Source organism: Caldibacillus sp. 210928-DFI.2.18, from assembly GCF_020554505.1.
GTDB classification, from domain to species: Bacteria; Bacillota; Bacilli; order Bacillales; family Caldibacillaceae; genus Caldifermentibacillus; species Caldifermentibacillus hisashii.
The window spans coordinates 12,021-27,443 of sequence record NZ_JAJCHL010000047.1; the positions used below are offsets into that span (position 1 = coordinate 12,021).

Consider the following 15,423-nt stretch of genomic DNA (forward strand, 5'->3'; position numbering starts at 1 on the left):
ATATAGTCTTTATAAAATATAAAAAAAGCGATTCATCTCCCCTTTAAAAAGGGGAAGATTCTCGCTTGTCTATCCTAAAGGCAAATAATCTGGCCGTTGAAATTGCCGGACAAAAATTATTTGAAAATGTCTCCATTGAAATAAAAGAACAAGAACGAATTGCACTGATCGGTGAAAACGGCATCGGGAAAACAACACTCATTAAGGTCCTTTTGGGAAGGCTCCCGGCTCAGTCCGGGCATGTCCAATACGGCGTAAATAAAAAAGAAATTGGCTACATGGTGCAAGAAAATCAGAGGGATAATGGAACGGTCATGGATTTCGTCATTGCAAACCATCCGAATGCAGTTATCAAAAACGAACTGACACACTACAGTCAACTACTTGCTGAACAACCGGAAGACTTACAGGTGATTGAAGAATATAACAAACGGCTGCAAAAGTATTTAGACGTCCATGGTTACGATTGGGAGATGAATGTAGAAAAAACGTTAAAACAACTTGGCATCCCGGAACCACTTTGGAATCTTCCCTATGCAAATTTAAGTGGCGGACAAAAAACACGGGTGAAGCTAGCGAGAGTCCTGTTACAATCACCGAAATTAATCATTCTTGATGAACCGACGAATCATCTGGACATCGAGTCGATCCACTGGCTTGAAGATTGGCTTTTAAATTTCAAAGGAAGTGTGTTATTCATTTCCCATGAACGGGAATTTATCGACCACGTCGCCACATCAACCTATGAGCTGACCAAAAGTGGGACAAAAAAATACTCAGGTGGTTATTTCTCATATAAGCAGCAAAAAGAACATGAATACAAAACCATGCAAAAGTTGTATGAAAAACAGGAGCAGGAACGTAAAAAACTGCTAGAAACGATTACCCAATACAAACAATGGTATGATAAAGCAAATGCAGGTGCAAGTGTACGTGATCCGTATGCACAAAAGAAGGCGGCTAAACAAGCGACCAAAATGAAAGCAAAAGAAAAAGTATTGGAAAGATTGGAAAAGGAAAAAATTGATAAACCGGAACTGACCAAAACGATTTCAACCAATTTTGTATCTGATGATTTTGGCGGAAGAAAAATGCTTGAGCTGATTAATGTGACATTTTCCTATAGCACAATGCCGATTTTTTCCAATGTTTATTTGGAGTTAAATTGGAGAGATCGATTGGCGGTTGTTGGCCCGAATGGAAGCGGGAAAACCACATTGTTGCAACTAATGGCAGGTATTTTAGAACCCGATTGTGGCCAAGTGAGAAGAAATCCTCAGTTAAAGATTGGCTATTTCTTTCAAGAGCTGGAAAATTTAAATTTTGAAAACTCTATTTTAGATGAAATTTTGACGATACCCAATATGACTCAAGCGGATGCTCGAACGATTTTGGCGTGTTTCTTGTTCCGTCGCGAAGATGTTTTTAAAAAAATCAGCACATTAAGTATGGGAGAAAAATGCCGGGTTGCCTTTGTAAAACTGTATTTTTCCAATGCCAACTTACTTGTACTGGATGAACCGACCAATTATTTCGACATACCAACCCGAGAAACGATTGAAAATGCTCTTATCGTCTACCCGGGTTCAATTGTACTTGTTGCCCATGATCCGTACCTTTTAAGGAAAGTAGCCAATAAAGTGGCGTATATTAAAAAAGGTAAAGTTGATTATTATCCCGGTAGTTACCATGAATGGGAAAAGCATCAAACATTTTCAAACCCGGTTCAGCTAATGATGAATAAGCTTGAAAAATTACAACTCCGATACACACAATTAATGACAGATGAAAATGTAGATCCGGCTCAAGAAGAAAGCAGACTGGTTGAAATCAAAAAAATTCGAGTAGAAATCGAGGAAATCGAGAAGAAATTAAATGGTTCTTGAGAAGTCTGATAAAACCATTCCTTATTAAACGGTTAGGTCGGTAAAACTTCCATCAGTAGGGAATCTTTTGTCCCACTGATGGTTTCAAGCGTATTTCCTCCTTATCCATAAAAATAAATCCATCATCCACTTTGCTACAAAGACAACAATTACATAACAGATAAGAAGATGGATATAATTAATTTCTTGGTACAGTTTAAATAGACCCATCCGAACGAGAACCGGTTTGAAAAGGAAGGAAAAGATTACCGCAGTCAGTAAACTGTAGATGTAATAATTTTTTTTGCGTTTGATCGTCCATTGGTAAACAAGCATGAATGTTACCGGGACTAGGCTGGCATCTAATGATAAACCCGTTATTGGCGGAAGGACGGGGAAAGGATAATTCCAATATCCAAGATTTCTTCCATATAAATCGACCATTCCGAAAACAACATGGAAACTATATCCGTAAAAACATATTTCAAATAGTTTGCTTTTGTCAATTTTAATATAGAGAAGTACAAGTGGTGCAATAAGAAAGAAGATCATTAACCAATATTCAAAAGTAGTAAAAATACGATATTCAAAAAAATATTTATTAAGTGCCTCTTGTGCACCTTCGATCATTTTTACGATTTTATCGAATTGTTCGATACGAATATCCAATGGAATCATCCTTTTATAGAATTTATCTCTTTTGAACAATATTTTGGCTATTTTTCCACTTTCTATTCAAATTACACCACCTTGGCGAGATATTGCATAATTCATAAGGAAATTGCCTCTTATTCAAGGCTCAATTCTGATCGTTTGTAAAAGTTTTTCAGCTATTATTTTTACAGTCTTCCTGTTGTTTTAAATCATGACCACAACGAGTACAATATAATTTTCCACCCTCGTGAACCCCATTGAAAAACCCATTTTCACAATAAACATATTTACCACAAGACACGCATTCTCCGATTAATTCCCTCATATGAACATCCCCTTCTTTTATGAATCATCCATCTATTTCAATTATACCTAAATCGAGTTGAACTGCATTTCTTTAATTTTTATTGAATATATTGTTCGTTTTTTATATAATAAGTATTAGTCAGCAGTACTTTTGGAAAAATGAAAAACCGGGAAATAGCTCAGCTTGGTAGAGCACTAGCATGGGGTGCTAGGGGTCGCAGGTTCGAATCCTGTTTTCCCGATATAATAAAGACGTGGGTATTGAGCGGTTTTCAGTTTACTGGATGCCGTTCCTTCATTTTTGAGGAATTATTATGAAAAGGGGAAGGGAATGAAGTGAATAACGAATTAAAAACAATGCTAGAATCAATCATTCAGGAAGCATTAAAACCAATCAAAGAAGAAATGCAAACAATCAAAGGCGAAGTCCAAACCCTAAAAGGCGATATGCAAACAATCAAAGGTGAAGCCCAAACCATTAAATCTCAGGTAAATGAAAATACACAATTATTAAAAGCGGTCATACACCGGCAAGAAGAAACGGATGCTAAATTGGATGCCATTTCCACTGATGTTCATAAGCTGCACGGAGAAATTAACTATATAAAGGAAGAGATGTCCGATATCAAGACTACTGTTGACTTCACTTATCAAAAAACAACCAAAAATGAGTTGGAAATCTTCAAGTTAAAACAAAATTGACTGAAAAAGTGCTATACAAAAAATTAGAAGAGCACGGTTTTAGTGTGTTAAATGTGAGATCTTTCTTATGAAAACCCTGTTTCATAAATAAAACCACTTCACTTTAGTTGTGAGGTGGTTTGTTTGTTTTTGCTCTGTGCTCTACAAGTTTAGAATTTCTTTAATATCCTCTTCTGTTAATTTGGCAATGCCTTCTTCTCCGGCTTGAATGACGGTATCAATTAATTCCTTTTTATTTTGCTGCAACTCATACATTTTTTCCTCAATGGTTCCTTGGGTGATTAAACGGATCACTTGCACAACCCGCTTTTGTCCGATTCGATGCGCCCTTCCTGCTGCCTGATCTTCAACAGCCGGGTTCCACCATAAATCATATAATATAACCGTATCGGCACCGGTTAAATTCAATCCGGTATTTCCAGCTTTTAAAGAAATTAGAAAAACATCGCCTTCCCCTGCATTGAAACAGTCAACCATATCTACGCGTTCTTTCGGTTTCGTTTGACCATCTAAATAAAAGAACTTGACACCTGCTTGTTCCAATCGTTCCCGAATAATCGCTAACATACTAGTAAATTGAGAAAAAACAAGCATTCTCCTGCCATTTTCTCTTCCATTTTCAATCATTTCCATCAACTGATCAAGCTTACCGGAATCACCTTGGTAATTATCAACAAATAAAGACGGATGACAGCAAATTTGTCGCAATCTTGTTAATCCGGCTAAAATCTTAATTTTACTCCTTTCAAAGCCATTTTTCTGGATTGATTCAGCCGCTTCCGTTCGGATTCTTTCAAGATAAGCAAGATACAATTCCTTTTGTGGCTTGGTTAAATCTGAATAATTGATTGACTCTATTTTATCCGGCAACTCTTTTAAAACATCCTTTTTTACCCTTCTTAATAAAAATGGACGAATCAATTTTGCAATTTTTTCAGGCTCGATTTGGCGAAATCTTGTTAATGGCGGGAAAAAGTTTGGAATGACTCTTTGAAAAATCGACCAAAGTTCATCAACAGAATTTTCAATTGGTGTACCGGTTAAAGCAAAACAAGTTTCTGCATTGATTTGCCGAACTGATTTTGCTGTTTTCGTTGTATGGTTTTTGATTGATTGCGCTTCATCTAAAATAAATGTACTAAATTGATATTCCAAGTATTTATCAATATCTTGTCTTAGTGTTGGATAAGATGTAATTAGGACTTGCGGTAAATGATCATTTTGCAAAATGTCCTGTCGTTCCTGCGGTGAACCGATAACTACCGCAACATCCAATATTGGCGCAAACTTTTGAAATTCATTTTTCCAATTATAAACGAGAGAAGCAGGCGCAACAATCAAAGCCGGTTTGGTCAACTCACTTTCTGAAAAAGATGATAAAATAAGGGCAATTGCTTGTACTGTTTTACCGAGCCCCATTTCATCTGCTAAAATACCGCCAAGCTTAAAACCAGCCAGTGTCTTCATCCATTGAAACCCATTATATTGATAGTCACGTAAATCTGCCTGTAGTGTATCTGGGACTGAAAAATCAAGATCTTCCGGGTGTTTCAGATGATGCAACAAACGCCGAAACTGATTTCCATATTTTGCCACGCTCCCTAAATCGTTTTGCAACATTTCATCAAGTTGAATGCCGCGGAAAATAGGCAGTGGTATTGTTTCATCTTGAAGCTGGCGCGGATTTATTTGAAATTCATGAACAATTTGCTGAACGGTTTGAAATTCGTCCGATTGCAAGTTGACGAATGCTCCATTGTTTAGGCGATAATACCGTTTCTTTTCCACGACCGATTGCAAAATATGCTCAATCTCTTGGCGATTTACATCTTCCATATCGAAACCAACTTCTAACCAGTTTCCGGTTGAATTCACATCAATATTTACGGTCGGTGTACTTCTTTCCGGTAATAACAATGATTTTACCGCCTGTGTTAAGTAAATCTCCATTTTTTCTTCAAGCTGGGGCAATGTTTCATATAAAAATTCAAAAATTCCTTCTTCCCCTTCAACATATAATCCGTCTCGATTATATTTCAAAGGCGCAGATTCAATAATGTCCATTATTTCCTCTTCTTTTCCGGTTTGCCGCATAATGATTGGCCCATTTGTCCGGTCAGAATTTACTACAAACGGATCGATTTTGTGCTTCCCATAACAAAACTCAATCGAAATGGTTAACATATCATTGATTCGGTCCACATACATTTTCGCTTGCAATGGTAATTTGACAATTTGACTTGCCACATGATCCGTAATTTCCAGTTTACTTGTCTTTTCAATAACCGGAACAACTTGAGAAACAAATGGTTCAATTTGATCATCGGCAATGGGAAGGATAGGTGTACGCATCTTGGAAATCATTTTCTTCAATTCTTCTATTATTTTTTCTTGTTCAGGAGAAATTTTATAAAAATAGTTTTTCCTTGAGAGATATCCATAAAAATCCCAAAATTCCCAAGATAACAGTTGACTCAAATCCAATTGAAACCCATTGTCAACTCCTTTATCCAATTTCAAGGATAATGGGGGCTGATTAGAAATGACTTTTATTTGATTATATACATGTTTGTCTTTTTGAAAATGGATCGTCCTCCCTTCAAATTTTGCTAATAATTGGTCGATGAGCATAGGCGGAATTGAAATACTGCGTTCTTCCCGTGAATAGGAAGATTGATCGTAAAGGTCATGTATTTCTTTATAGAGTTCATCGTATTTGATTGCTTCTATTAATAGATCGATAATTTCCTGATCTTGTTCTGTAAACATTTGTTCTATCGGATCATAGGAGTACTTAGCAGTAAAAGGATATCGGACTTTTTGATCCACAGCTTTTAAAAACTCTTTTATTTTTTTTACTACATAAGTTCGGTTTAACCCGACTTTCATTTCAACCGCTAAAATTTTTGGTAATCGGTACGAGCCTTTCTTCACCTCAATAATCCAGTCTACCATCAATGGTTTGCGATTTTTTTGTATGGTTTGGTCAAAATTCAGTGAAAAGGTGGAAATTGTTTGAATGAATGAATTCGTTAATTCCCTCATATATTGAGCTTGTCTGTCTTGTTCACTGCTCCTATTTAGTTCAGATAATGATTTGATTTTTACAGGGATATTGGCCCGTTCATGTATTTTTAATAATACAGCAGCAATATGTTTACAAGGACCCCAATATTCACCAAAAGCAGGGCAATCACAATTACAGCTAATTCCATCTTCTTTAGCTACTATTTCCACTTCATACGTTTGTGTTCCTCTCACCTCTGCCCCCCATTTATAATTAATCGGATCATAATATAGATTTCTGACACGTCCAGATTTATAATATTTTAACCCACGTTGATAGGTCGTAGTTGTGAACATCCTTTTAATTTCACTTTTCGTTAGCAGGTCAATATTCATTAAGTACCCCATCGAAACAATGTACCTCCCTTAAGCTTAATTACTCTTTACATAAAAGGTGAAAAATCTTTTTTATAGGACTTTCTTTCTTTCAACTCGGGTATTACGTATATAAACATATATAATACTAAACCAGTAACCAAGCCTGCTGCAACGTCAATAATTGAATGTTGTTTGATTAATACCGTTGACATACAGATGAATACAAGCATTAATCCTGATGCGAGTTTCCCGTATTTTATTTTTGAAAATGCCTCCGAGTGTCGAAGCGCAGAATGTGTCGCAATAGAATTGATCACATGGAGACTTGGACATACATTCGTCGACGTATCGGTTTCATAAATATGTTTTATAAGCAGTGAAAACGGATCACTCCCGGTAATGACCGGTCTTAAATTTTGACCATGCGGAAAAATCGCATAAATCGTATAAGAAAAGGCCATAGCAATACCCATAAAAGTAAGCATACGATAAAAATCTTTTTTGGAATGAAGTCCGGTATAAATTAACCCAAAAGCTACATAAAAAAACCACAGTAAATACGGAATGACAAAAATGGGGATAAAAGGAATTAAGTCATCCAGCGGGCTATAGATTATGAATTTTGGTATATTCGTAGCCTCCAAATATTTAAACCAAAATAACAGCGGTAATAATAACAGTGTCCAAAAGAAGTGTTTATATGTTTTAATAAAGCTTTTCATATTTTCAATTATCCTCCGAGTGAGATGGGAACAGGTTGATCGTCCCATTGATTTTTGCGTGCTTCTCTATAAGTGCTTGACGATATTTGCATTTTATATATGATTGAAAGAGTTTATTATTTACTACTTCACCTTAAACTAGAACCTATAAAATTATTATAACGATTATTAGCCAAAATGAAACCTAGTAATATAAGAGTCTTCAAGCGGGAAATTAAATACGGTCTCAAAATCATTATCTTTAGTTGGCTTTTATTATAATATCGTTATTCTGGTGAACATGTCATCTATTTTTTAGTATTTTTTTCTAGTAAAATACTTTAACAAACCCTGTCTTCTTTCTAAACCGTAAAAAGTTTAAGCAAGAAAATTTGTCAAGAAGAGGAATTTTTAAAGAATCATAGTAAAATTTTTCTATTCAATATATAATAGTTTTATAAAGGGAAATAATTTTTCACAGGGGAAAATTGGTACTATACTGGTCAATTTTTTCATGATTCTATTTCATTACACATTGGTTTAGGAAAATTCTTGTTTCTTCATACACGTAGCTGCAAAAACTTGATTCAATTAAGTATCCAAGTTGAATTCCTATTAAATGTTACGATTTATTTGGTTCATTGAAAAAATGCATTCGAATCGTTTTTCATATCTCCGAAAAAAGAATTATCTAAAACTTGTAATCATACTACAACACAACTTAGAAAGGATAATTAAAAATGAAGATGACAATTGGAAAAAAACTGTTTGCTGGATTTTTTGCGGTTTTATTTTTATTAGGAATAACAGTAGGAGTTAGTTATTATCAAATCAATACCGTTGATAAAAATTATACAGACTTAATTAATGATAAAGCGAACAAGCTCATTATGATAAAAAGTTTGGACATACAAATAAAAAAAGAGCAGTCTAGTTTACACGGTTATTTACTTTTAGGAGATGAAACCTCATTAAACAATTTTAAAAAGGCACATGAAAATTATTTAAATACGAGTAAAAGTTTGAGTGATGTCATTACTCACAAAAAAGCAAAGAAATTTTTAAGAGAGTTAAATCAAATTGAAGAGGAATATTATCAATTCAGCAAAAAGGTATTTCAACTAAAAGAACAAAATAAAGCCGATGAATATACGACTCTGATATCTACAGAAGGCCGAAAGATAATGGAAAATTTCGATAAAAAGATAGAAGAATTTACAGATTATCAACAAAAATTATTAGACAAAGGAAATAATGATACTACTACTGAAGTAAAATATATCATTCAATTAATGCTGATTTTAGGTTTCATTGCCATGTTATCTGGTATTTTCATTGCCATCTATATGGGTCGGATTATTTCAAAGCCGGTAAAAATCGTAGCACAATCTGCTAAAAAAATTGCATCAGGAGACCTCACCGTAGAAGATATTAAGGTGAAAAACCGAGATGAAATTGGCGATTTAGCAAATTCGTTTAATCAAATGGCGAAAAGTCTCCGTGAAATGATAAAAAAAGTCGAAAAAAATGCTGAACAAGTGGCTGCATCGGCGGAAGAACTAACAGCCAGTGCAGAACAAACGAGCAAAGCAGTTGAACATGTAGCGGAATCTACGCAGGAAGTTGCCGCCGGGATGGATAAACAAGTGCAAAATGTGGAAGAAACTTCACAAACCATTAACGAAATGTCTGTTGGAATTCAACAAATTGCAAATAATGCTCAAATTGTTTCCTCCAGTGCGATGGATGCATCAGAAAAAGCGTCTGAGGGAGGTCGTTTATTAAAAACAGCTGTAAGGCAGATGCATACAATTAATCAAACCGTAGATGGATTATCTAAAGTAGTTGGTGAACTGGGAGAACGTTCAAAAGAAATAAATCAAATCATTGCGGTAATTACCGATATTGCTTCTCAAACAAATTTGTTGGCATTAAATGCTGCGATTGAGGCAGCGAGAGCCGGTGAGCACGGCCGTGGGTTTGCTGTCGTTGCTGAAGAAGTGCGGAAACTGGCAGAACAATCTGCACAATCAGCAAAGCAAATTTACCAATTAATATCTACAATTCAGGAAGAAACTAATTTAACCGTTCAATCAATGGATGCTGCAAAAGGGGAAGTATTGTCGGGAATTGAGGTTGTGAACACTGCCGGAAATTCCTTTGCACAAATTGAGCGCTCGATTAATAATGTTACTGTCCAAATTCAAGAAGTATCATCAGCTGTTCAACAAATGGCCGCAAGTTCGGAACAAATTGTACAATCAATAAAAATGATTACTCAAATATCCGAATCATCTTCTGCTCAAACAATGGCAGTTTCTTCCGCTACAGAGGAACAATTGGCATCAATGGAAGAAATCACATCAGCAGCAAACTCGCTAACAAAAATGGCTGAAGCGTTACAATCGCTCATTGAAAAATTTAAAATTTAAGGGACATGTTCATTGTCCCTTTTTTAATGACCCAAATGAAGTTGTCCAAGGATGTCCTTTGAAATCCGGAAGGGGATTTGGTAAAATTAATATTATTTTTGTATAATATTTTGTTTGAGGTGGACTGTTTGAAGCAATTAACAAAAAAGGAAATACTATTTTTCGGTTTTACATTGTTTTCAATGCTTTTTGGCGCAGGAAATTTAATATTTCCCGCCTATTTGGGAAATGCGGCGGGTGACAACGTTTGGCAAGCAGTCACCGGTTTTATTATTTCCGATGCCGGGTTAGCCATATTAGGGTTTATTGCAATAGCCAATGCCGGAACGTCTGATATTTTAGCAAATAGAGTTCATTCAACCTTTGCCTTTCTTTTTCCATTGGCAATCTATTTAGCGATTGGACCGGGATTAGCGATTCCACGTGCAGGAAGTCTTGCTTATGAAATGGGGATCAAACCTTTTTTTACCTCATACTGGTACCGCAGCATCTGTAGGACTATTGGTTTTTACCATTATTTTTTTCAGCATCGTTTTTTGGTTTGCCAAATCACCGTCAAAACTGGTTGATCGTGTAGGGAAAATATTAACCCCGATTTTACTCATATTAATTTTTACCGTCTTTGTCAAATCTTTATTTATGGACGCAGTACCATTGAAAAATGCTGTCTCTCCTTACAAAGAAAATCCGGTAATAAGAGGATTTTTGGATGGTTACCAAACGATGGATGGACTTTGTGCATTTATTTACGGAATTATTTTTACAAACCTTTTTACTGTCAAAAAAATTACAAATCGTTCCTTGCAAATAAAATATTTAATTTCGTTCGGACTTATTTCCGGTATCCTTTTATCCATTTGTTATATTATCATAGCTTACTTGGGTGCAAAAGCGTTGATTCCGGGAACAGTTGATCATGGGGCCGTCGTATTATCAATCGTAATGACTCAATTGTTAGGGAATGGTGGAACAGTTCTATTAGCTATACTATTTTCTGTCGCTTGTTTAAGTGTTTGTATCGGGTTAGTTACATCATGCGCGCAATATTTTACAACTATGTTTTCAAAAATATCTTACATTCAATGGGTTTTGCTTTTATGTGTGGCAAGCGGTGTTGTCGCAAATCTCGGTTTATCACAAATTTTGAAAGTATCCGTACCGATTCTCGGATTTTTATATCCGATTGCGATTACCTTAATGATTTTAGGTATTTTACATTCGTGGCTACCTTCCTATTCCCGGCCGGTTTACGTGATAACGATAATCATGGTCGGATTATTTAGCTTGTTGGAAATGATCAATTCGACCATATTTAATGGTGAATTTAACCCATATTTATTATGGATTCCATTGCAAACGGACGGATTTGGCTGGATTACCATTGGCGGGATTGGATTCGTCTTAGGGAGTATTGCCGGCAAAATATTACCGAACACCGGGCATACAAACACAGCTTGAAAAATTCGCAAAACTCGTGATGATAGATTAAAGATTGGTTAATGGAAGTGGTGTGGGGATAGGCTGAAGCCACTGAATAACGCATGTGCAATATATTAGGCTAAATCACTATCAACAACAAAGACTAGTTTTGTTGTCTGGAAAGTATTGCACTCTTTCAGTGGCCGCAAACAAGTTCATCGTCGCTTTTTTGATCTATTTACACTTTTTTAGTAGCCTCGGACAGGTTCATCGTCGCTTTCTTATAACCATCGGCTCACCTGTCCCCTTATGCCCCGGTAATTTCTTCGGCATTTCGATTTATCTCATCAATAATCCCAATAATTTTTCTTGCATCATCCATATTATCCTTGAACAATTCAACAATACTGCCGACAGATCTGAACGGTTCTTGCCGCAATACATTCTTATCAAGTGTTCCGTTTTTAATGACATAATCAACAATATGTTTTACAAAACGAATTTGGTTCAGATTTAACCGCTCTTCGGATAGAAATTCTGAAAATGCGGCATTGGCTGCTTGCGGATCTAAGCCGACAATTTGCCGAACAAGTTTAGTAATCGGTGTATCACCATAATCCTTTTCATAATCCTCCCGTGTTCCAAGTTCTTTCCAAAGAATATCTTCCAGAATTTTTACATCTTGACTTGTTAGCGGTTTATTATGGTTCAACTTGTAAATCGCCATTTGGTCCTTATGTTGGATTAGATAATGTTCTACTTTCTTTCGGTAACTTTGCAGGTCATTAACATGGAACATTGGACCATTTTCTTTAACTTCAATCACTTCATCTTGGAAGTTTGTATAATAAATTTTTTGTTTGTCTCTTTCAATAAACTTAATTAAGTGTCTTAGTGCTTCCCGGACTTCATCCAATTCAAATATATCAGCACTTTCCCAGAATTCCTCCGTTAACACTTTTTCGATAATATGCTTTTGTTCCATCACTTGTGGAATCGTACCAAGTTGGGAAAGAGCCTCCGCTGTTTGAATCACACTTCGAATCGGTTTCGTTGCATTTTTCGTTTGCAATTTCGCCAATTCAATCGTATACATCAATAAATCGAACCGTTTTGCAAATTCATCCTCTTGAATTGGAACAATAATTGGTGATATATGCTCTTTAATTTCATTCGTATCAACAACAGATAACGTCACCCAATTTTCCTTGTTTTTAAATTTCTCCACAAATTGAAGGTGCTGCCGGACACGGAAATTTTCACTATCCAGAGCAAGAACATCTCTTGTTACTTCTTTGACTAATTCCTTGCGATGAGTGATATATTCTTCTGTTTGATAATCGAATCCTTGCAATTCACGAATGATATCCACTTTGGCATTAAATAGCTTTTCTGTCAGGCTCTTCCCGATTTGCGTGTCCATTCCCTTTGGATTTTCCCGAAAAAACTCGAAGTTCCCGCAATAATCAAAGATAAGGAAATGGGTTTTGTCCTGGCCAATTCCGAGTAAATCCGGACAAAGTCGAGTACCGCGTCCAATCATTTGCCAAAACTTTGATTTTGACCGAACCTTTTTAAAAAATACGAGATTTACAACTTCCGGAATGTCCACTCCGGTATCAAGCATATCGACGGAAACAGCAATTTGCGGTAGCTTGTTTCTTTCTGAAAAATCGTCTATTAATGTTTGAACATATTTAACACTATAATCGATGACTCTGGCAAAATCCCCTTTATATTCAGGAAATAATGCATCAAATCGTTTGACAATTCTTTCAGCATGGATATGGTTCTTCGCAAAAATAATTGTTTTACCTAACTTGTCGCCGCCTTCTACCTTGATACCTTTTTCCATCAAGTCTTGCAGAACCATATCGATCGTATGGTCGTTAAACAGCCATTCATTTAAAGCAGAACTGTCTATATCTTCTCTGAAATCGTCATCATCAAAGGTTTCTTCATATTTTTCCTTTTCTTCTTCGGACAAATCATCATAATGAATGCCCTCTTCCAAAAACTTAGTCTTTGTTTCAATAGTTCGATAATCAACTAAATAGCCGTCTTTCACAGCTTGATCCAATTCATAAGCGAACGTCGGAACCCCATTTTCCATTCCAAATACTTCATACGTATTTTTATCAATTTCATCTTTCGGGGTTGCCGTTAAACCGAGTAAAATCCCGTCAAAGTAATCGAAAATACTGCGATATTTTTTATAAATGCTACGGTGCGACTCGTCAATAATAATCAGATCAAAATGACCGACTGTAAACAATTTTTTCCCGTCTTTTCTTTTTGCATCGTCAATTGCATTCATCATTGTCGGATAAGTTGAGAAGACCATCCGGCTTTCTTCCGGGTTATCCTTGTTATCAAGTAGATTGCATAAGGTTAAACTCGGGAGTAAGTTGTTAAAACTTCTGTATGCCTGATTCAGTAATGTTTTTCGGTCTGCCAAAAACAGGATATTTTTTACCCAATTACGGCGTGTCAGGACATCGACAATGGATATGGCTGTTCTTGTTTTTCCGCTTCCTGTCGCCATTACAAGGAGCGCTTTTCTTTGGTTTCGACTTAATGCGTCACAAACCGCTAAAATCGCCTCTTTTTGATAGTAACGATTACTGATGTTGTCATTAATTTCGATATTTGTTAGTGGATGTTTCATTTGGCGCCGTTCCATTAACAGGCTTAGTTCTTCTTTATTGTAGAAACCGGATACTTTCCTTGGCGGATAAGGATCATGCCAAATATACGTTTCAAAGCCATTTGTGTAAAAAATCACAGGGCGAGTACCGGACATTTTTTCAATACAATCCGCATACAATTTTGCTTGTTGCCGGCCTATTTTCGGATCTTTTGAGGTTCTTTTTGCCTCCACGACAGCAAGCGGTTTTCCATTATCACCAAATAATACATAGTCGACAAAACCCTTCCCTTCATTGTTTGGCATGCCAACAACCGGATATTCGCGAACGATATCTTTATGAAACTCCCAACCTGCTAATTTCAAGTCTAAATCAATATATTTCAGCCTTGTTTCAAATTCATCTAACTCATCCACTTGGAAATGATAGTCTTCTGTATTGCGTTCCCGTTTTTCCGTTACTCTTTTACGAAGATGTTCATTTTCTTTAATAATTTCTTCCAGTTTTCGGTCTTTAGCACTTAATTGTTCATATAAATCTTGTAATTCTTTTGGGCGTACCGGTTTTTCTTCTCCAACCGGGAGCAAGGATTCATCAAATTCACCGGCCGTAAATTCATCGGAGTAGCAATAGTCAATCCAGGCAATAAATTGGAACAGATGATGAAGCGACAAAACCGCTTCATCCCGGGTAACCGGTGCATTCGTATGGACTGCTTGATTGCCGAGCTTTACGACATACTTCATGAGCGGCAATAAGTCTTCATCAATAATGCCTAAAAAATTCGGATCGTGAATGAGACTAGAAAGATTATCTTGGTATGGCACTTTTACCGCACTGTCAAAACTATACACCCACTTTACCGCTAGCTCCAACGCACGCCGGGACTGAATCGCACTGACAGCCGGGCTAACAACTAACCCCTTCTCTGCCTCAAAACATGCTTTCGAAAAGGCCCGGTATTGCGGCTTATCTTTTAAAAAATGAAAATTTGACGTCAATTATTTCACCCCTTATGAACCACTTCACAATTATTAAATTTCACCACGTTTTTTTAATTACTTTATCCTTAGAATGGACATTCTGATCTTTTATATCCTGTTGTGAATTTTCAACCATTCATTTTAATGTTTTTTTCAAATGTACCAATTTCTTCTCCTGATACAAAAAAACTATTTGTCGTCTTATCATTTACATCTTTACTTACTTACTTCATTTCGTACATATAGTACCTTTCCGTTCTTTTCAATGTGATCGATTAAATTTTGATTGGTTAACTTTTCAAAATGGATAATGTCAAAAAAATAGGGAA

The 15,423-nt window shown here is 36.1% G+C and carries 7 protein-coding genes, 1 tRNA gene and 1 pseudogene; 5 read left to right on the forward strand and 4 right to left on the reverse strand.

From position 1 onward, the window contains the following. The first annotated feature begins 65 nt into the window (after window positions 1–65). The gene (abc-f, locus tag LIZ98_RS10820) at window positions 66–1,886 is read left to right on the forward strand and encodes a ribosomal protection-like ABC-F family protein (protein ID WP_227139906.1); all 1,821 of its coding nucleotides are present in this window, start codon (window positions 66–68) and stop codon (window positions 1,884–1,886) included. Window positions 1,887–1,970: 84 nt separating this feature from the next. Here abc-f and LIZ98_RS10825 read toward each other — a convergent pair whose 3' ends face one another. Further along, complete coding sequence (locus LIZ98_RS10825) at window positions 1,971–2,534, reverse strand: CBO0543 family protein (RefSeq protein ID WP_227139904.1); 564 nt, start codon at window positions 2,532–2,534, stop codon at window positions 1,971–1,973. A gap of 459 nt (window positions 2,535–2,993) precedes the next feature. On the opposite strand from LIZ98_RS10825, the gene LIZ98_RS10830 reads away from it, so the two are divergent. Next, window positions 2,994–3,067: transfer RNA gene (locus LIZ98_RS10830), tRNA-Pro, on the forward strand. 94 nt (window positions 3,068–3,161) lie between these two features. Further along, window positions 3,162–3,527, forward strand: a complete 366-nt coding sequence (locus LIZ98_RS10835) for a hypothetical protein (protein WP_227139903.1) — start codon at window positions 3,162–3,164, stop codon at window positions 3,525–3,527. Between the two features lie 141 nt (window positions 3,528–3,668). Here LIZ98_RS10835 and LIZ98_RS10840 read toward each other — a convergent pair whose 3' ends face one another. Continuing rightward, window positions 3,669–6,941: a DEAD/DEAH box helicase gene (locus tag LIZ98_RS10840; RefSeq protein WP_227139902.1), complete on the reverse strand. Its 3,273-nt coding sequence runs from the start codon at window positions 6,939–6,941 to the stop codon at window positions 3,669–3,671. 35 nt (window positions 6,942–6,976) lie between these two features. Continuing rightward, window positions 6,977–7,633: a phosphatase PAP2 family protein gene (locus LIZ98_RS10845; RefSeq protein ID WP_034769365.1), complete on the reverse strand. Its 657-nt coding sequence runs from the start codon at window positions 7,631–7,633 to the stop codon at window positions 6,977–6,979. 719 nt (window positions 7,634–8,352) lie between these two features. Here LIZ98_RS10845 and LIZ98_RS10850 point away from each other — a divergent pair. Both LIZ98_RS10850 and brnQ read left to right on the forward strand, forming a co-directional pair. Then, window positions 8,353–10,044, forward strand: coding sequence for a methyl-accepting chemotaxis protein (locus LIZ98_RS10850; protein ID WP_227139901.1), 1,692 nt, complete (start codon window positions 8,353–8,355; stop codon window positions 10,042–10,044). Between the two features lie 128 nt (window positions 10,045–10,172). Next, window positions 10,173–11,502 (forward strand): annotated as a pseudogene (brnQ, locus tag LIZ98_RS10855) (branched-chain amino acid transport system II carrier protein). 268 nt (window positions 11,503–11,770) lie between these two features. Here brnQ and LIZ98_RS10860 read toward each other — a convergent pair. Further along, window positions 11,771–15,112, reverse strand: coding sequence for a DEAD/DEAH box helicase family protein (locus LIZ98_RS10860; protein WP_227139900.1), 3,342 nt, complete (start codon window positions 15,110–15,112; stop codon window positions 11,771–11,773). Between the last annotated feature and the right edge of the window lie 311 nt (window positions 15,113–15,423).

Excerpts from the sequence above, each read along its gene's own strand:
- LIZ98_RS10840 (WP_227139902.1), bottom strand. The coding sequence starts at position 6,941 with ATGGGGTACTTAATGAATATTGACCTGCTAACGAAAAGTGAAATTAAA.
- LIZ98_RS10845 (WP_034769365.1), bottom strand. The coding sequence starts at position 7,633 with ATGAAAAGCTTTATTAAAACATATAAACACTTCTTTTGGACACTGTTA.
- LIZ98_RS10850 (WP_227139901.1), top strand. The coding sequence starts at position 8,353 with ATGAAGATGACAATTGGAAAAAAACTGTTTGCTGGATTTTTTGCGGTT.